We start from the raw sequence: 17,209 nt of genomic DNA, 5'->3' as shown, positions 1-17,209 counted from the left end.
ATCCGGAAACGACAAAGCCCGCCTCGGAGGGCGGGCTTTGCGTGATACCTGAGCTCAGAGAGCGGCGACCTGCTTGGCGATGGCCGACTTGCGGTTGGCTGCCTGGTTCGCGTGGATGACGCCCTTGCTGACAGCCTTGTCGAGCTTCTTGGTCGCCGTGGCCAGAGCCTTCTCGGCGGCGGCCTTGTCGCCGGCGGCGATGGCCTCGCGGGTGCGGCGCACCTCGGTCTTCAGCTGGCTCTTGACGGCCTTGTTGCGCTCGTGCGCCTTCTCGTTGGTCTTGTTGCGCTTGATCTGCGACTTGATGTTCGCCACGTGGAGACGTTCTTTCGTTCGAGTGAATGGATGGACTGCCGGCGACGAGAGAGGGGCGTCCACCAGCGATCGTGAGGGTAGAACCCACACACAAGCCAGTAGACGAGTCTATCAGGTCTGCTCGATCGTCGTGAGCGCGAGGTTGAGGACTGCGTTGAAGACACGCGGGCGCATCGCGGTCACGAGGTGGCTGGTGCGGGGAACGACGATGAGCTCGGCATCCGGAACCAGCCGCCGGAACAGCCGCTCATTGACACGCAGCTGATCGAATTGGCCGTTGACGAACCACAGCGGCACCCGAATGCGCTCGAGCGCCACGAGCAGGTCGAGCACCGAGAGGCTCCGCAGCGCCACGTCCTGTGCGTCGAGGGCATAGCCACCCGCGCCGAAGTCGGCCCGGGTCTCGGGCGGGAGGGTGGCATCGAGCACACGATTGCTCAGCCACGCGCCGCGGTCGGGGAAGGAGTCGAGGCCGCGCGCGAGCAAACGGTAGGTGCGCAGCGCGGGGCCCCGCGGAATCGCGGTGCAGGATGCCGCGACCAGTCCCTGGATCGGCGGCGGTATCTCCCGACCCGCGTACTCGACCGACAGCAGGCCGCCCATCGAGTGGCCCACCAGCAGGACGGTGCCGTGTTCGGCGGCGGCATCCTGGACAGCCCGATCGATCGTCGCGAAGGCCTCGTCGATCGTGAAGGTCTCGCCCATCCGACCGCCGTGGCCGGGCAGGTCGACAGCGACGGCGGGGTTGCCGCGCTGCTGGAGGTAGTCCAGCTGCGCCCGCCACATCGTCCGGGACGTGCGGATGCCGTGCACGAGGACGACCGCGACCACCATGCCGCCAGGCTAACCGCGGCGGGCACCCGGATGTGCGTGAGACGCGCGCAGGGCCCAGGGCCTGGCCGCCGGTAGAATCGTGCGGATATGTCCCCACGCGCCCTCACGCCGCTGCAGCCGGCCGCCACGCCGCCCGAGCAGATCCGCAACTTCTGCATCATCGCGCACATCGACCACGGCAAGTCGACCCTGGCCGACCGCATGCTGCAGATCACCGGCGTCGTCTCGGATCGCGACATGCGCGCGCAGTACCTGGACCGGATGGACATCGAGCGCGAGCGCGGCATCACGATCAAGAGCCAGGCTGTGCGGATGCCGTGGCAGACCGAGTCCGGAACGTTCGCGCTCAACATGATCGACACGCCCGGGCACGTCGACTTCACGTATGAGGTCTCCCGGTCCCTCGCCGCGTGTGAGGGGGCGATCCTCCTCGTGGATGCCGCACAGGGCATCGAGGCCCAGACCCTCGCGAACCTGTACCTCGCGCTCGAGAACGATCTGCACATCATCCCCGTGCTCAACAAGATCGACCTGCCAGCCGCCGATCCCGAGAAGTACGCCGCCGAGCTTGCGAACCTCATCGGCGGCGACCCCGCGGATGTGCTGCGCGTGAGCGGCAAGACGGGCCAGGGCGTCGAGGAGCTGCTCGACCGGATCGTCGCTCAGATCCCGGCGCCGACGGGGAATGCCGACGCTCCCGCCCGTGCGATGATCTTCGACTCCGTCTACGACGCCTACCGCGGCGTCGTCACCTACGTCCGGATGGTCGACGGAAAGCTCGAGCCGCGTGAGCGGATCCAGATGATGTCGACGAAGGCCACGCACGACCTGCTCGAGATCGGCGTGTCGAGCCCCGAGCCGGTGCCGACGAAGGGGCTGGGCGTCGGCGAGGTCGGCTATCTCATCACCGGCGTGAAGGATGTGCGCCAGTCGAAGGTGGGCGACACCATCACGAATCAGCGAAAGCCCGCCGCCGAGGCCCTCGCCGGGTACACGGATCCCAAGCCCATGGTGTTCTCGGGGATCTATCCCATCGATGGCAGCGACTACGGCGACCTGCGCGAAGCGCTCGACAAGCTCAAGCTCTCGGACGCCTCGCTGCAGTACGAGCCCGAGACCTCCGTCGCCCTCGGGTTCGGCTTCCGGTGCGGGTTCCTGGGCCTGCTGCACCTCGAGATCATCACCGAGCGCCTCTCGCGGGAGTTCGACCTCGACCTCATCACGACCGCACCGTCGGTGACCTACGAGGTCACGACCGACACGGGAGAGACCGTCACTGTCACCAACCCCAGCGAGTACCCGGATGGACGGGTGGCCGAGGTCTCGGAACCGGTCGTGAAGGTCGGCATCCTGCTGCCCAAGGACTACGTCGGCACCGTCATGGAGTTGTGCCAGTCCCGCCGTGGGTCGCTGCTGGGCATGGACTACCTGAGCGAGGACCGCGTCGAGTTGCGCTACAACATGCCGCTCGGCGAGATCGTCTTCGACTTCTTCGACCAGCTCAAGTCCAAGACGCAGGGCTACGCGAGCCTCGACTACGAACCCGCGGGCTCACAGACGGCGGACCTCGTGAAGGTCGACATCCTGTTGCAGGGCGAGAAGGTGGATGCCTTCAGCTCGATCGTGCACCGTGACAAGGCCTACGGCTACGGCACCATGATGACCGAGCGCCTCCGCAAGCTCATCCCGCGTCAGCAGTTCGAAGTGCCCATCCAGGCCGCGATCGGCGCGCGGATCATCGCCCGCGAGAACATCCGTGCGATTCGCAAGGACGTGCTCGCCAAGTGCTACGGCGGTGACATCACCCGCAAGCGGAAGCTCCTCGAGAAGCAGAAGGAGGGCAAGAAGCGCATGAAGATGGTCGGCCGCGTCGAGGTCCCCCAGGAGGCGTTCATCGCGGCGCTCTCGGGCGACGTCGAGGGCAAAGACAAGTAGTCTGAACGCCATGCGCCGCGGAACCTTCCGGGACGAGACCGTCGACTACGCCGCCGTCGGTGCCACGCAGGCACCCGACCTCATGCAGTACCCGCCGGAGAAGAGCATCCCCGCTGAAGAGTCCTGGCGGATCGGCAGTGGTGAGACGCGGTTCGCCTCAGCAAGCGAAGCCCTGCTCTCGTGGGCGCCGCTGCGTGGCGCGGGACTCACGCTCACCGACATCCATCCCGCATCGGGCGCCGGCTATGCCGGGGTCTCCTACGATTCCGAGGGCGCACCGATCGCTCCCTCCCGGCGGGACGCGGAGCAGCGGTTCGACGCGGAGGGTACGCCGTACGTCAGTGCCGGTGCGACCGTGAACGTGGCAGGTCGCCTCAGCGGCTACCGGGCGGATGCCGAGTTGCGCGTCATCCTCGCGGTCGAAGAGCCCCGCCGCACAGCTTTCGCGCTGGGGACCGTCGGCGGCTCAGTTGTCAGCGGGGAGGAGTTGTTCCTGCTCGAATGGCGCGACAACGACGAGGTGTGGTTCACGGTCCGTGCCTTCGACCGCCCGGTCTCGACGCTGTACCGGATAGTGCCCCGACTGGTTCGCGGTCGGCGGCGTCGCCTGTTCCGCGCCTACCTCACAGCGGTGTCGCCCCTGTTCGTGACCTGATGGGGGCGGCGCTTCCGTTGGGCGATCCCGTTCCCCGTGATGGATCGCTTCCGGGTGTTTCCATCGATGCCGCGACCCCGCTGTCGGCGTACGTCCACATCCCGTTCTGCCGCGTACGGTGCGGCTACTGCGACTTCAACACCTATACGGCCGACGAGCTGCGCGGGGAGCGCCGTGAGGACTATGCCGACAGTGTGCTGCGCGAGATCGACCTCGCGGCCCGTGTCCTCGAGCCTCATCGGCGTTCGCTGAGCACCGTCTTCTTCGGCGGCGGAACACCGACCCTCCTCCCGGCACGCGACCTCACCCGCATCCTGGGGGCGTTGCGGGATCGGTTCGGTCTGGACCCGGATGCCGAGGTGACCGTGGAGGCCAACCCCGACACCGTGCACCCCGCGGTCGCGACAGAGCTGGCGCGCGGAGGCGTGACGCGCCTGTCAGTGGGCATGCAATCCGATGTGAGCGAGGTGCTCGCAACGCTCGATCGCACTCACCGGCGCGAGAACGTCGCGGCCGCGGTCCGCGCGGCGCGGGAGAGCGGGCTCGCTGTGAGCGTCGACCTTATCTATGGCACGCCGGGAGAGTCGCTCGACCAGTGGCGGCAGAGCGTGGATGCGGCGCTCGCGCTGGAGACCGACCACATCTCCGCGTACGCCCTGATCGTCGAAGAGGGCACGGCGCTTGAACGTCGCATCCGCCGCGGTGAACTCCCAGCTCCCGACGACGACCTCCAGGCCGCGATGTACGAATACGCAGACGACGCGTTCGCGTCCGCGGGGTATGACTGGTACGAGGTATCGAACTGGTCTCGCGGACACGAGGCTCGATCCCGGCACAACCTCGCCTACTGGCGAGGTCACGACTGGTGGGGTTTCGGACCGGGCGCGCACAGCCATATCGGCGGTGTCCGGTTCTGGAACGTCCGCCACCCGGCCGCGTATGCTCAGCGCCTCTGGTCAGGGGAGTCGCCAGGAGCGGGACGTGAGGTGCCGGATGAAGCTGCCCGCCTTCTGGAACGGGTGATGCTGCGTGTGCGCACCGTCGAGGGTCTGCCGGTCTCCGAGCTGCCGCGCGAGAATCGTCCCGCCGTCGCCGGCCTGGTCGCCGATGGCCTGGCGGACGGCAAAGAAGCCGTGCGCGGACGGATCATCCTGACCCGGCGCGGGCGGCTGCTCGCCGACGCCGTTGTGCGCGCGCTCACGGTGTGACCCGGGCCGCGAGGGGAAGGCATCCGCTAGAATTGGCACTCCGAGGATGTGAGTGCCAACACCACGGTCGATTCGGTCGACGCCGGATGCGGAAGGAGGCGACATGGTCAGCGAACGAGGACTGCAGGTGCTCCGGGCGATCGTGCAGGACTACGTCGACACCCGCGAGCCCGTCGGGAGCAAAGCCATCGTCGAACGTCACGCGTTCGGCGTATCGGCGGCAACGATCCGCAACGACATGGCCCTCCTCGAAGACGAGGAGTTGATCGCCGCCCCGCACACCTCATCCGGTCGCGTGCCCACCGACAAGGGCTACCGGGTGTTCGTCGACCATCTGGCCGAGATCCGCCCCCTCTCGCCGGCGCAGCGGGCGGCGATCGCGACTTTCCTCGACGGGCCTGGTGATCTGGATGACGCACTGGCGCGCACCGTCCGCGCCCTGACTCAGCTGACGGGTCAAGTCGCGATCGTGCAGTATCCGTCGTTCTCGAAGGCCACGATCACCCACGTGGAACTGGTCGCGCTCGACCCCTCTCGCATCCTTGTGATCGTGGTGACCGATACCGGGCGGGTGTCCCAGCGACTCGCTCTGCTCAGTGGAGCTCTCGACGAGACAGATCTCGCCCGGGTACGCGCGGAGGTTTCGACGCTCCTGGTCGGTCGAAGTGTGCGGCAAGGCGCCAAGCGCGTCGAGGAGCAGACTGACGCGGACGCGCGCACCCCGCACCAATCGGCCGTCACCGAGATTCTGCGAGTGGTGCAGGAGGAACTGGACGAGTTCCGACAGGACCGGCTCGTGATGGCCGGAGCCGCGAACCTCGCCCTGCGCGAGAGCGATTTCCGCGGGAGCATCTACCCGTTGCTCGAGGCCATTGAAGAACAGGTGACGATTCTGCGTCTCATGGGGGAGATGGTCGCCGACGACAACGGCCTGGCCGCCAGTATCGGGCGGGAAAACGAAGCATTCGGACTCTCCGAGGCATCCGTCATCGCGAGCGATTACGATGCGACGGGCGCCCGCGCGCGCGTGGGACTGATGGGGCCGACTCGCATGGACTACCCGAGCAACCTTGCGGCGGTGCGCGCCGTCGCGCGCTACTTGACGCGGCTGCTGGCGGAAGACGAGAAGGGGCGATGAGCCCCGCACGAGATACCCGCTGCCACCAGCGGGATGCAGAAAGGTGACCGTGGCTGACCACTACGAGGTCCTTGGCGTATCGCGCGATGCGTCGCCCGAAGAGATCAAGAAGGCGTACCGGCGCCTTGCTCGGGAGCTTCACCCGGACGTGAACCCGGGTGAGGAAGCCGCGGAGCGGTTCAAGCTCGTCACGCACGCCTACGATGTCCTGAGCGACCCGCAGCAACGGCAGCGCTACGACATGGGTGGCGGGACGAACGGTGGGTTCGGCGCCGCCGGCGACTTCGGTGGGTTCAACGACATCTTCGAGAGCTTCTTCGGCGGGGGAGGTGCGGCCAGGGGCGGCAGGCCGCGCTCGCGCAAGGAGCGGGGGCAGGACGCGTTGGTCCGCGTCGACCTCGACCTCAAGGACGTCGTCTTCGGTGTCCACCGCGATATCGATGTCGATACGGCGGTCCTGTGCGAGACGTGCCAGGGGGCGTGCACTCAGCCGGGGACGTCGCCCGTGCGCTGCGACATCTGCCACGGCACGGGGCACATTCAACGGACCGTCCGAAGCCTGCTCGGCAACGTCGTCACGTCGCAGCCGTGCGGCACCTGTCAGGGCTACGGCACCACGATCCCGTATCCGTGTGCCACGTGCCAGGGGCAGGGGCGGGTACGGGCGCGCCGCACCGTGTCGATCGACATCCCCGCCGGTGTGGATACGGGGCTGCGTCTGCAACTGCCGGGCTCGGGTGAAGTGGGGCCGGGCGGTGGCGCTCACGGTGACCTCTACATCGAGGTGTCCGTTGCGACACATCCGGTGTTCAGCCGCGAGGGCGACGACCTGCTCGCAACGCTGGAAGTCTCGATGCCCGATGCCATCCTCGGCGCGACGACCACCATCGACGGGCTCGACGGGCCCGTCGATCTGGAGGTGCGGCCCGGAGTGCAATCCGGCGACGTGTTGACGATCAAGGGCCGCGGAATCACCCCGCTGCGCGGGAGCCAGCGCGGCGATCTGCGCGTGGGAGTTCACGTCGTCACGCCAACGAAGCTCGATGCGAAGGAACGGGGCCTGATCGAGGAGTTCGCGAAGCGGACGAAAGCACCCGCTCCGCGACTTGCCGAGTTCCACCAGGGACTGTTCTCGAAGCTGCGCGATCGGTTCCGGAACGGCTGACCGTGCCCCTTCACTTCGTCGTCGACGAACCGCTGGATGCCGATGCCGGCGAGACCGTGACGTTGACAGGTGCGGAAGCCCACCACGCAGCGACCGTGCGACGCGTGCGGGTCGGCGAGGCCGTCACGCTGGGCGACGGCGCAGGAGTGTGGCTCGAGGCGCTGTGCGAAACCGTTGCGCCGCGTGAAGTCGTCGTGCGTGTGTCTCGTCGCGTCGTGGTGAGCCCCCCTGCCGTGCGCGTCGAGCTGGTCCAAGCGCTGGCAAAGGGCGATCGCGACGAGCTCGCCGTGCAGGCGGCGACGGAGCTCGGCATCGATGCGATCACCCCGTGGCAGGCGGCCAGAAGCGTGTCACGCTGGGATGGCGCCAAGCGTGACAAGGGCGTTCTTCGGTGGCGTCAGATCACCAGAGAGGCGGGAAAGCAAGCTCATCGCGCGTGGTTGCCCGTGGTCAACGAACCGGCCACGACCTCTCGCCTGTGTGAGCGCGCTGCCGCGAGCCGGATGCTGGTGCTCGAACCGACCGCGACCATCCGCCTCGCCGAGTGGGATGCAGACGCGGACGACCCTCGCGACATCCTGCTTGTGGTGGGACCGGAAGGAGGGATCGACCCGGCAGAACTGCGAGACCTCGAAGCCGCGGGCGCAACACCGGTGCGGCTCGGCGAGCATGTGCTGCGCACCTCGACGGCCGGTCCCGCTGCACTCGCGGTGCTGAGCGCTCACCTCCGCCGGTGGTAGAGGGCGTCGGTAGACTGAGGCCATGACCGAACCCTCAGTCTTCACTCGCATTCTGCGCGGCGAGATCCCCGCGGAGATCCTCGCCGAGACCGAGAACGTGTTCGTCATCCGGGATATCGCCCCGCAGGCGCCGCTGCACCTGCTCGTGATCCCCAAGTCCGGCGACTACCGCGATGTGACGGAACTGGCGGCAGGCGACCCCGCGCTCCTGGCTGAGATGGTCGCTATCGCCAAGCGCGTTGCCATCGACTACGGCGACGGCGACTTCCGGCTGGTGTTCAACACCGGAGCGGGCGCTGGTCAGACGGTCTTCCATGTGCACGCCCATGTGCTCGGTGGCGGCCTCGCAGAAGGCAGTCTCGGTGGCTGAACCCGGCAGCAATGCGCACCCGGATGGCCTCGTCACGGAGCGGCTGTTCGCCGACGGCGTGGCGATGGTGCAACTCCTCGGTCCGCAGGACCGCCTGTTGCGTGTCGTCGAGCGTGAGCATCCGGATGTCGATGTCCACGTGCGCGGCAACGAGATCACTCTTGTGGGCGAGGCGGCCGCCGTCGCAGCAGCACGCGACCTCGTGGAAGAACTCCTCACAATGACCCGCACCGGGCAGGACCTGGCGCCGGCGGACGTGTCCAGCTCGAACCGGATTCTGCGCAGCGAAGGCAATCCTCGTCCGTCCGAAGTGCTCGGGGAAGCGATCCTCTCCAGCCGGGGCCGGGTCATCAGGCCCAAGACCCTCGGACAGAAGTCGTATGTCGACGCGATCGAGCACACGACGATCACGTTCGGTATCGGTCCCGCCGGAACGGGCAAGACCTACCTCGCGATGGCTAAGGCTGTGCAGGCTCTGCAGCGCAAGGAGGTCAGCCGCATCATCCTGACCCGACCCGCGGTCGAAGCGGGGGAGAGACTCGGGTTCTTGCCGGGCACCCTGACTGACAAGATCGATCCGTACCTTCGCCCGCTCTACGACGCGCTCAACGAGATGATAGACCCCGAGATCGTCCCGAAACTCATGGCGACCGGGACGATCGAGGTCGCCCCGTTGGCGTACATGCGCGGTCGGACACTGAACGATTCGTTCGTCGTGCTCGACGAGGCGCAGAACACGACTCCCGAGCAGATGAAGATGTTCCTGACCCGGCTCGGGTTCAACACCAAGATGGTCGTCACCGGCGACATCACGCAGATCGACCTGCCGCAGGGCGCCTCGGGCCTGCGCCTGGTTACGAAGGTGCTCAGCGCGATCGATGACATCCACTTCGCGTACCTCACGAGCGACGACGTCGTGCGGCACTCCCTTGTCGGCAAGATCGTCGATGCCTACTCCGAGTATGACGAGCGGCGACTGTCGGCCAAACGCGAGCGTGACGAGGCCAGCGAGCTCAGCAGCCGGGCCGAGCGCCGGGGCGCCTCCCGCCCGGCCGGCCCCCGCGACCATCTCCCGAAGCGAGGGCGTCGATGACGATCGAGATCACGAACGAATCAGGTATCGACGTTGATGAGACCGTGCTGCTGCGGCTGACGGAGAACAATCTCGCCGAGCTGTTCGTCAGTCCGGATGCCGACCTGGCGATCCTCCTCGTCGACGAGGGAGCGATGGAGTCGCTGCACGTCCAATGGATGGATGAACCCGGGCCCACGGACGTGCTGAGCTTTCCGATGGACGAGTTGCGGCCCGGGACGGAGGACGCCCCGACACCGGAGGGCCTGTTGGGCGATATCGTGCTCTGCCCCCAGGTCGCTGAGAGTCAGGCTCAGGCCGCTGGCCACTCGACGATGGACGAACTGATCCTGCTCACGACGCACGGCCTGCTCCATCTGCTGGGTTTCGATCATGCCGAGCCGGCGGAGGAACGGGAGATGTTCGCGCTGCAGCGTGACCTCATCGCACGATTCCACGCGGCCGAGCGCCGCCGCCTTCGACCGTGACCGCCGCGCTTCTCTTGGCGGCCGCCGCACTCCTCGTTGCGTTCGGCGGTCTGATGGCGGCAGTGGATGCCGCGCTCGGCGTGACATCCAGGTCCGACCTCGACGAGATGAGCCACACCGGCCGCAACGCCGCCTTCCTGCGGGGGATCGCCGACGATCCCCCCGCGCACGCCAACGCCGCGGGATTCATGCGCGTCCTGTCTGAGACGACGGCGGCGGTACTGGTCACGGTTGCCCTGACCATCCTGTTCGACAGCATCTGGTGGGCGATGCTGGCCGCGGCCATCATCATGACGGGCATCTCGTTCGTCGTCGTCGGGGCAAGCCCTCGCACCGTGGGGCGACTGCATGCGAGGAGCCTGTTGCGTGGCGCGGCTCCCGTTATCCGCGCCATGCGCATCGTGCTCGGTCCGCTCGCGCATGGACTCGTGGCCCTCGGCGACCGCGTCACGCCCGGCGTCGCGCGCGGCTCTTCGTTCGCATCCGAAGAGCAACTGCTCAGCATGGTCGACGAGGCAGCGTCTCAGGACCTCATCGAAGAGGACGATCGCGAACTGATCCACTCTGTCTTCGACTTCACGGACACGTATGTTCGCGCGGTCATGGTGCCGCGGACCGAGATGGTCACCGTCGAAGCCGACACCACGACAAAGGACGCGATGGAGTTGTTCCTCGACAAGGGTGTTTCGCGCGTACCGATCGTCGATGACGAAGCCGACGACGTGATCGGCATCCTGTACCTGAAGGATCTGGTCCAGTTCGCGTACCGCGACGAAGCCGGATGGCGCGCGGCAGCGATCTCGCAGCTCGCTCGCCCGGCGGTCTTCGTGCCCGAGTCGATGCGCGCTGAGACGCTGCTGCAGCAGATGAAGCGCGAGGCCGTACACGTGTGCATGGTGGTGGATGAGTACGGCGGCGTGTCGGGACTTGTCACGCTGGAAGACCTCATCGAAGAACTGGTCGGTGAGATCGCAGACGAGTTCGACCCGCGGGCCAATGAGATCGCGGAGGTGGCGGAGGGCCGGTACCGCGTGAGCGCGCGACTGGGCCTCGCGGAGGTCGGAGAGCTGTTCGAGATCGACCTCGAAGATGACGAGGTCGACTCGATCGGCGGACTGCTCGGAAAGCAGCTCGGCAAGGTTCCGCAGCCGGGGGCAGTCACCGAGGTGGAGGGTTTGCGCATCACCGGCGGCGCCTCGCGCGGCAAGGGGCGCGGCATCAGCACCGTGTTCGTCGAACGGATCCCGTCGCCCGCGGATGCAGGAGGCCACGAGACCGATGACGATGATGGCGCGACCCCCGACATGCCGGAACGGAAGGCGCGGTCGTGAGCGATAACGAGTTCCGCTCCGGTTTCGTGACCTTCGTCGGGCGTCCCAACGTCGGGAAGTCGACCCTCATGAACGCGCTCGTCGGCCAGAAGATCGCCATCACGAGCGACAAGCCACAGACAACGAGGCGCGCCATCCGCGGCATCCTCAATCGCCCCGGCGGCCAGATCGTGATCGTCGATACCCCCGGACTGCACCGACCGCGCACCCTGCTGGGCCAGCGTCTGAACGACCTGGTCGAGGAGGTGCTCGGCGACGTCGATGTCATTGCGTTCTGCGCTCCCGCCACGGAGAAGGTCGGACCGGGGGATCGTCGCATCGCCGACTCGCTGGACGGGTACGCGTCGGCGAGCAAGATCGCCGTGGTGACCAAGACGGATGCCGCCTCCCGCGACCAGATCACGGAGCGCCTTCTCGAGGTGGATGCTCTCCGTGAGGACTGGGCGGCCGTCATCCCGCTGTCCGCAGTGATGGATGATCAGTTGGGAACACTCGCCGACGAGATCCTGCGGCTGCTCCCCGAGGGCCCCGCGCTCTACCCGGATGGCATCGTGACCGACGAGTCGGATGACGACCGCATCGCCGAGATCATCCGCGAGGCTGCGCTCGATGGCGTGCGCGACGAGTTGCCGCACTCCATCGCCGTCGTGGTTCAGGAGGTCGAACCTCGTGAGGACTCGGATCTGATCGACGTGTACGCCGACATCGTGGTCGAACGCGACAGTCAGAAGGCGATCATCATCGGGAAGAAGGGTTCGCGACTCGCGCGCGTCGGTGCCACGGCGCGCGAGCAGATCGAACCGCTCCTGGGATCCCGCGTGTTCCTGTCACTGCACGTCAAGGTCGCCAAGGACTGGCAACGAGACCCCAAGCAGCTCGGCCGCCTCGGCTTCTGACTATCGGGCTCGCGCTCAGCCCAGCGGTTTCAGGGCGGACTGGACGATGACGACGCCGTCGCCGAAGTCGGCATCCGCTGCTTCCTGAAGGGTTCCGTCGTCCCAGATCACCTCAGCCCAGAGATAGCCGTCGCTGGTCCAGGTGGCAAGCAGCAGATCGCCAAGCACTGCCGGAAGCTGCGTCGAGATCTCGTCCAGACGCGCCGGAGCCGTGTCGCCGGGAACCCCGCCTGTCGGGTCGTCCGGTCTGATCGGGTCGTACAGCGCGAGCATGATCGGCGGTTGGGTCACGGCGAACACTTCGCCATCGAAGGTGCCGAAGACGGCGTATGTGCCCCACCGGGTATCACCCGACTCTTCGACGCCGGCCACATCGCTCCAGCTCCAGCCCTCCAGCGGGAGACCACTGCACTGTGGTGGGTACGACTCGGCGACGGGGCCGAGGCACAACTGAACATCGCCGGCCACATCCAGCACAGTGCCCGTGCCCACCACCTCGCCTGAGGGGGGTGTGACCGGCGCCGCCGACAGCGAGTCTGCGCCCGGCGTTGCGGCGCACCCCACCATGACGGCGATGACGGAAGCGGCCCCGACAGCCGCCGTGGTGACGCGTGTGATGATCCCCATACCCTTGCAGTGTCCGGGTGCAAGAGATCGTCTCAGGGCGACTGCGCCAATTCCTGGTAGCATCGTGGTATGCGTGCACTCTCGCTTCTTCTTAGCTGCCGCGGCGGGGCCATCTAGGGCCTTCCTCGTCGCGGAGCTTCGTGTCGGCCCGTTCACCTCGAGCCAGAAGACAGAGCCAGGAAGAAGCGACACCATGAAGAACACCCAGCAGCCGTCGGGGATGCCGACGCACAAGTACGTGCCGTATCACGAGCAGATCCGCGTCTCGGTCCCCGACCGCACGTGGCCCGACGCGACGATCACGCAGGCGCCGCGGTGGTGCGCTGTCGATCTGCGTGATGGGAACCAGGCCCTCATCGACCCGATGAGCCCCGAGCGCAAGCGGATCATGTTCGATCTGCTCGTCAAGATGGGCTACAAGGAGATCGAGGTCGGCTTCCCCTCCGCGAGCCAGACCGACTTCGACTTCGTGCGCCATCTGATCGAAGACGATGTCATCCCCGACGATGTCACCATCCAGGTGCTGACCCAGGCGCGTGAACACCTCATCGAGCGCACGTACGAGTCGATCCGCGGCGCGAAGCGGGCGATCGTGCACCTGTACAACTCCACGAGCATCCTGCAGCGCGACGTCGTGTTCCGCACCGACAAGCAGGGCATCATCGACATCGCCCTCGAGGGCGCGCGCCTGTGCAAGAAGTTCGAGGCGACGGTCCCCGGCACCGAGGTGTTCTACGAGTACTCGCCCGAGAGTTACACCGGTACCGAACTCGAGTTCGCCGTCGATGTGTGCAACCAGGTCCTCGAGGTCTTCGAGCCCACGCCCGAGCGCAAGGTGATCATCAACCTGCCCGCGACGGTCGAGATGGCAACCCCCAACGTCTACGCGGACTCGATCGAATGGATGAGCCGCCACCTCAACCACCGCGAGAACGTCATCATTTCGCTGCACCCGCACAACGACCGCGGCACCGCGATCGCCGCCGCCGAGCTCGGGTACATGGCGGGCGCCGATCGCATCGAAGGGTGCCTGTTCGGCAACGGCGAGCGCACCGGCAACGTCGACCTGGTCGCACTGGGCATCAACCTGCTGACGCAGGGAGTCGACCCCCAGATCGACTTCAGCGACATCGACCACGTCAAGCGCACTGTCGAGTACTGCAACCAGCTGCCGGTTCACGAGCGCAGCCCGTGGGCGGGCGATCTCGTGTTCACCGCCTTCAGCGGTTCCCACCAGGATGCGATCAAGAAGGGCTTCGAGTCGATGGCTGCCGCCGCCGACGCGCGCGGCGTACCTGTGGACGAGCTGGTGTGGGCTGTCCCGTACCTGCCGATCGATCCCAAGGATCTCGGTCGCTCCTACGAGGCTGTCATCCGCGTCAACTCGCAGTCCGGGAAGGGTGGCGTCGCCTACCTGCTGAAGACCGACCACGCGCTGGATCTGCCGCGTCGGCTGCAGATCGAGTTCTCGGGCGTCGTGCAGGCCAAGACGGATGCCGAGGGCGGCGAGGTCACGAGCGACCAGATCTGGTCGATCTTCACCGACGAGTACCTGCCGAGCGCCGTCGCCGACGAGCGCTGGGGCCGTTTCGAGTTGCTCTCCACCCGCACCGAGAGCGATATGACCGGCGATGTCACCCTGGACGTGCGGCTGCGCGACGGCGACAGCGAGATCTCCGCGCGCGGGAACGGCAACGGCCCGGTCGCCGCGTTCCTCGAGGTGCTGCGCGAGCAGGGGTTTGAGGTCACGGTGTACGACTACGTCGAGCACGCCCTCAGCGCCGGCGGTGACGCCCAAGCAGCCGCCTACGTCGAACTGCAGGTCGAGGGCGAGCGCCTGTGGGGCGTGGGCATCGACGGTGACATCTCGACGGCGTCGCTGAAAGCCATCGTCTCGGGCGTCAACCGCGCCATTCGCGTTCGCGAAGAATCCGGAGCGCTTGCGGTCGTCTGACGACAGCAGCGCAGGCGGGGGTCGCCGGTCATCCGGCGGCTCCCGCGCCGTCGTCCTCAGTTACTCGGGCGCCGCCGATGACGGTGATTGCCGAGGTCTCGACGGCGACCTTTCGCCGGTAGAGCGCGCGTTGCTCGGGAAGCGAGATATCGAAGACGACGGCCAGAAGCCGGATGACTGTCGTCACGGCGACCGCAATGATCGCGGCGGCAGCCAGCGGCGCCCCGAGCGAGAACGAGACGGTGAGGACGACGCATCCAGCGCCTGCTGCGACCGCGTACAGGGACCCGACGTGCATGATCGCGACGGGCAGGCCCATCAGCACATCGCGCAGGATGCCGCCACCGACCGCGGCCGCGACACCCACGAAGATCGCCGGCACCTCGGGCAGCCCGAGATAGAGCGCCTTGCTGGTGCCGAAAGCACCGAATAGCCCGATGACGAGCGCGTCGAGCCCCACGATGAGCCAGCTCACCCGCTCCAGCACCGTTGCGAGCAGCATCCCCAGCAGCGCGGCCGCGACCGCTGTGAGCAGGTACCAGTTCGACTGCAGGGTCGTGGGAGTCACGACCAGGAGCAGGTCGCGGATGAGCCCGCCCCCCATGCCCATGACGATTCCGATGATCGCGACGCCGAGCAGATCGAGTCGCCTCTGGCCGCGGAATCCGGATGCGAACAGCGCGCCCTGCAGGCCGCCCAGCGCCACGGCGGACAGATCAGCCCACAGCGGGATGACGAAGAGCGGCTCGTTCACCCGTCCATTGTCGCTCGATGCCGGGATAATCGATGAGTGCCCACCTATCGCGACGAGGTCGTGGTCTTGCGCACCCACAAGCTGGGTGAAGCGGATCGCATCGTCACCCTCCTGAGCCGCCGCCACGGCAAGGTCCGCGCGGTGGCCAAAGGAGTCCGTCGCACGTCCTCCCGCTTCGGTGCCCGGCTCGAACCGTTCATGGTCGCTGACGTCCTCCTGTATCAGGGGCGTTCCTTGGACATCGTGCAACAGGCAGACAGCCTCGGCTCCTACGGGGCGGACATCGCCTTGCACTACGACCGATACACGGCTGCGCACGCCATGGTCGAGGCCGCGGATCGTTTGGGCGAGTCGGAGGCCACCACGTCGCAGTATCTGCTGCTGCTGGGAGGATTGCGTGCGCTTGCGCGCGGGGATCACGCGTCGCGCAGCATCCTGGACTCCTATCTCCTGCGAGTCATGGCGCTGTCGGGGTGGGCTCCCGGCCTCGACGCCTGTGCGCGCTGCGGCCGGGTTGGCGAGCATCCCTCGTTCGTCGCTCAGCTCGGCGGCATGGTCTGTCGAGATTGCGCCCCCGCAGGATCGGCACGCGTGGACGCCGAGACGCTCGCCGTGTTGCGCGCGCTCATGGCGGGGGAGTGGGGAGTCGTCGACGCGGCGTCGGCGGCGGCGGGAGGCGCGGCATCCGGCCTGATCGCGGCCTACACCCAGTGGCATCTTGAGCGCGGCATCCGTTCCTTGGACCACCTCGGAACGGTGGTGCTGCCCGCACCCAACCTGGAGCCTGCGCCATGAGCCCGAAGCCCTACACGCACCGGGACGCCGTTCCCTATCGGCCGATCGACTGGACGGGCATCTATCCCCCCGACTTCCCCAAAGGCTCGGTCCCGAATCACGTCGCGATCGTGATGGACGGCAACGGCCGGTGGGCAAACCGCCAGGGGCTCACCCGCGTCGAGGGCCACAAGGCAGGCGAGGCGGCACTCCTGGATGTTGTCGCCGGCGCGATCCAGGCCGGCGTCAAACACCTGTCCGTATATGCCTTCTCAACGGAGAACTGGTCACGTTCACCCGACGAGGTGCGATTCCTCATGGGGTTCAACCGCGACGTCTTGCATCGCCGCCGTGACCAGCTGAACGAGTGGGGCGTCCGGGTTCGCTGGGCGGGCCGCAAACCCCGCCTCTGGTCGAGCGTCATCAAGGAACTGCAGTTCGCAGAAGAACTCACCGCAGCCAATGGCGTGCTCACTCTGACGATGTGCGTCAACTACGGGGGACGAATCGAGCTCGTCGATGCCGTCCGATCGATCGCGGACGACGTCGCGGCCGGTCGGCTGCGCCCGTCGGCGGTAAGCGAAAAGCTCATCGCCCGGCGGCTCTATCAGCCCGACATGCCGGATGTCGATCTCTTCGTTCGCTCCAGCGGCGAGCAGCGTACCTCCAACTTCCTGCTCTGGGAGTCGGCGTACGCCGAGTACGTCTTCCTCGACACCCTCTGGCCCGACTTCTCCCGGACAGACCTCTGGCGTGCCATCGATCTCTACCTCCGCCGTGACCGCCGCTTCGGTGGGGCGGTGGACACTCCGGGCGCGCCGACCGCCTGATCTCGTGCGACTGCGCCGTGAGCCGCCATCAGTTCCGGCGAGGCGCAGGACGAAGGTCCCTGGGGGCGTGGTGGCTGGCAGGAGTAGACCGGCATGTGCCCGGCATGGCGCCGGATGCACCGA

At 67.1% G+C, this 17,209-nt stretch carries 18 protein-coding genes; 14 read left to right on the top strand and 4 right to left on the bottom strand.

Going from position 1 to position 17,209, the window contains the following annotated elements; genetic code table 11:
• Positions 1-54 precede the first annotated feature (54 nt).
• Both rpsT and AC3ENO_RS04305 read right to left on the bottom strand, forming a co-directional pair.
• Complete coding sequence (rpsT, locus tag AC3ENO_RS04310) at positions 55-315, bottom strand: 30S ribosomal protein S20 (protein WP_434969376.1); 261 nt, start codon at positions 313-315, stop codon at positions 55-57.
• A 111-nt stretch (positions 316-426) separates the two neighbouring features.
• Positions 427-1,149, bottom strand: a complete 723-nt coding sequence (locus AC3ENO_RS04305; protein WP_434969375.1) for an alpha/beta fold hydrolase — start codon at positions 1,147-1,149, stop codon at positions 427-429.
• A gap of 87 nt (positions 1,150-1,236) precedes the next feature.
• Between AC3ENO_RS04305 and lepA the strand changes: the two genes are divergently transcribed.
• The 11 genes from lepA to era all read left to right on the top strand — a co-directional run bounded on the left by lepA (position 1,237) and on the right by era (position 12,147).
• A complete protein-coding gene (gene lepA, locus AC3ENO_RS04300) occupies positions 1,237-3,084 on the top strand; it encodes a translation elongation factor 4 (RefSeq protein WP_434969374.1) in 1,848 nt (615 codons plus the stop codon).
• Between the two features lie 10 nt (positions 3,085-3,094).
• Entirely contained in the window at positions 3,095-3,739 is a 645-nt protein-coding gene (locus AC3ENO_RS04295) for a DUF1990 domain-containing protein (protein ID WP_434969373.1), read from the top strand.
• A complete protein-coding gene (gene hemW / locus AC3ENO_RS04290; RefSeq protein WP_434969372.1) occupies positions 3,739-4,947 on the top strand; it encodes a radical SAM family heme chaperone HemW in 1,209 nt (402 codons plus the stop codon). Before AC3ENO_RS04295 ends, hemW begins: the two co-directional genes overlap by 1 nt.
• 103 nt (positions 4,948-5,050) lie before the next feature.
• Positions 5,051-6,085: a heat-inducible transcriptional repressor HrcA gene (gene hrcA, locus AC3ENO_RS04285; protein WP_434969371.1), complete on the top strand. Its 1,035-nt coding sequence runs from the start codon at positions 5,051-5,053 to the stop codon at positions 6,083-6,085.
• 49 nt (positions 6,086-6,134) lie between these two features.
• A complete protein-coding gene (gene dnaJ, locus AC3ENO_RS04280; RefSeq protein WP_434969370.1) occupies positions 6,135-7,250 on the top strand; it encodes a molecular chaperone DnaJ in 1,116 nt (371 codons plus the stop codon).
• A gap of 2 nt (positions 7,251-7,252) precedes the next feature.
• Positions 7,253-7,990 (top strand): 16S rRNA (uracil(1498)-N(3))-methyltransferase, encoded by a 738-nt coding sequence (locus AC3ENO_RS04275; protein ID WP_434969369.1) that lies wholly within the window; start codon positions 7,253-7,255, stop codon positions 7,988-7,990.
• 22 nt (positions 7,991-8,012) lie between these two features.
• Positions 8,013-8,360 carry an HIT domain-containing protein gene (locus AC3ENO_RS04270; RefSeq protein WP_434969368.1) on the top strand — a complete coding sequence of 116 codons (348 nt, stop codon included), beginning with the start codon at positions 8,013-8,015 and terminating at the stop codon, positions 8,358-8,360.
• Between the two features lie 64 nt (positions 8,361-8,424).
• On the top strand, positions 8,425-9,453 hold the full coding sequence (locus tag AC3ENO_RS04265; RefSeq protein ID WP_434969416.1) for a PhoH family protein: 1,029 nt from the start codon (positions 8,425-8,427) through the stop codon (positions 9,451-9,453).
• Entirely contained in the window at positions 9,450-9,920 is a 471-nt protein-coding gene (ybeY, locus tag AC3ENO_RS04260; RefSeq protein ID WP_434969367.1) for an rRNA maturation RNase YbeY, read from the top strand. The genes AC3ENO_RS04265 and ybeY overlap by 4 nt, the downstream gene beginning before the upstream one ends.
• Positions 9,917-11,251, top strand: coding sequence for a hemolysin family protein (locus tag AC3ENO_RS04255; protein ID WP_434969366.1), 1,335 nt, complete (start codon positions 9,917-9,919; stop codon positions 11,249-11,251). Before ybeY ends, AC3ENO_RS04255 begins: the two co-directional genes overlap by 4 nt.
• Positions 11,248-12,147 (top strand): GTPase Era, encoded by a 900-nt coding sequence (era, locus tag AC3ENO_RS04250; RefSeq protein ID WP_434969364.1) that lies wholly within the window; start codon positions 11,248-11,250, stop codon positions 12,145-12,147. The genes AC3ENO_RS04255 and era overlap by 4 nt, the downstream gene beginning before the upstream one ends.
• Positions 12,148-12,162: 15 nt before the next feature.
• Here era and AC3ENO_RS04245 read toward each other — a convergent pair whose 3' ends face one another.
• Positions 12,163-12,774 carry a hypothetical protein gene (locus AC3ENO_RS04245; RefSeq protein WP_434969362.1) on the bottom strand — a complete coding sequence of 204 codons (612 nt, stop codon included), beginning with the start codon at positions 12,772-12,774 and terminating at the stop codon, positions 12,163-12,165.
• Positions 12,775-12,967: 193 nt separating this feature from the next.
• On the opposite strand from AC3ENO_RS04245, the gene leuA reads away from it, so the two are divergent.
• Entirely contained in the window at positions 12,968-14,728 is a 1,761-nt protein-coding gene (leuA, locus tag AC3ENO_RS04240; protein ID WP_434969361.1) for a 2-isopropylmalate synthase, read from the top strand.
• Between the two features lie 28 nt (positions 14,729-14,756).
• Here the strand turns inward: leuA and AC3ENO_RS04235 are convergent, their stop codons facing one another.
• Positions 14,757-15,482: a trimeric intracellular cation channel family protein gene (locus AC3ENO_RS04235; RefSeq protein ID WP_434969360.1), complete on the bottom strand. Its 726-nt coding sequence runs from the start codon at positions 15,480-15,482 to the stop codon at positions 14,757-14,759.
• 36 nt (positions 15,483-15,518) lie between these two features.
• On the opposite strand from AC3ENO_RS04235, the gene recO reads away from it, so the two are divergent.
• Complete coding sequence (recO, locus tag AC3ENO_RS04230) at positions 15,519-16,277, top strand: DNA repair protein RecO (RefSeq protein WP_434969359.1); 759 nt, start codon at positions 15,519-15,521, stop codon at positions 16,275-16,277.
• Positions 16,274-17,086, top strand: coding sequence for an isoprenyl transferase (locus AC3ENO_RS04225; protein WP_434969357.1), 813 nt, complete (start codon positions 16,274-16,276; stop codon positions 17,084-17,086). Before recO ends, AC3ENO_RS04225 begins: the two co-directional genes overlap by 4 nt.
• The last annotated feature ends 123 nt before the right edge of the window (positions 17,087-17,209 follow it).

This window comes from Microbacterium sp. bgisy207 (assembly GCF_057706855.1).
The sequence above is the reverse complement of the archived record's forward strand: the minus strand, read 5'-3'. Positions and strand labels throughout refer to the sequence as shown.

Excerpts from the sequence above, each read along its gene's own strand:
- AC3ENO_RS04305 (WP_434969375.1), bottom strand. The coding sequence starts at position 1,149 with ATGGTGGTCGCGGTCGTCCTCGTGCACGGCATCCGCACGTCCCGGACG.
- lepA (WP_434969374.1), top strand. The coding sequence starts at position 1,237 with ATGTCCCCACGCGCCCTCACGCCGCTGCAGCCGGCCGCCACGCCGCCC.
- AC3ENO_RS04295 (WP_434969373.1), top strand. The coding sequence starts at position 3,095 with ATGCGCCGCGGAACCTTCCGGGACGAGACCGTCGACTACGCCGCCGTC.
- hemW (WP_434969372.1), top strand. The coding sequence starts at position 3,739 with ATGGGGGCGGCGCTTCCGTTGGGCGATCCCGTTCCCCGTGATGGATCG.
- hrcA (WP_434969371.1), top strand. The coding sequence starts at position 5,051 with ATGGTCAGCGAACGAGGACTGCAGGTGCTCCGGGCGATCGTGCAGGAC.
- AC3ENO_RS04270 (WP_434969368.1), top strand. The coding sequence starts at position 8,013 with ATGACCGAACCCTCAGTCTTCACTCGCATTCTGCGCGGCGAGATCCCC.
- AC3ENO_RS04265 (WP_434969416.1), top strand. The coding sequence starts at position 8,425 with ATGGTGCAACTCCTCGGTCCGCAGGACCGCCTGTTGCGTGTCGTCGAG.
- ybeY (WP_434969367.1), top strand. The coding sequence starts at position 9,450 with ATGACGATCGAGATCACGAACGAATCAGGTATCGACGTTGATGAGACC.
- AC3ENO_RS04245 (WP_434969362.1), bottom strand. The coding sequence starts at position 12,774 with ATGGGGATCATCACACGCGTCACCACGGCGGCTGTCGGGGCCGCTTCC.
- leuA (WP_434969361.1), top strand. The coding sequence starts at position 12,968 with ATGAAGAACACCCAGCAGCCGTCGGGGATGCCGACGCACAAGTACGTG.
- AC3ENO_RS04225 (WP_434969357.1), top strand. The coding sequence starts at position 16,274 with ATGAGCCCGAAGCCCTACACGCACCGGGACGCCGTTCCCTATCGGCCG.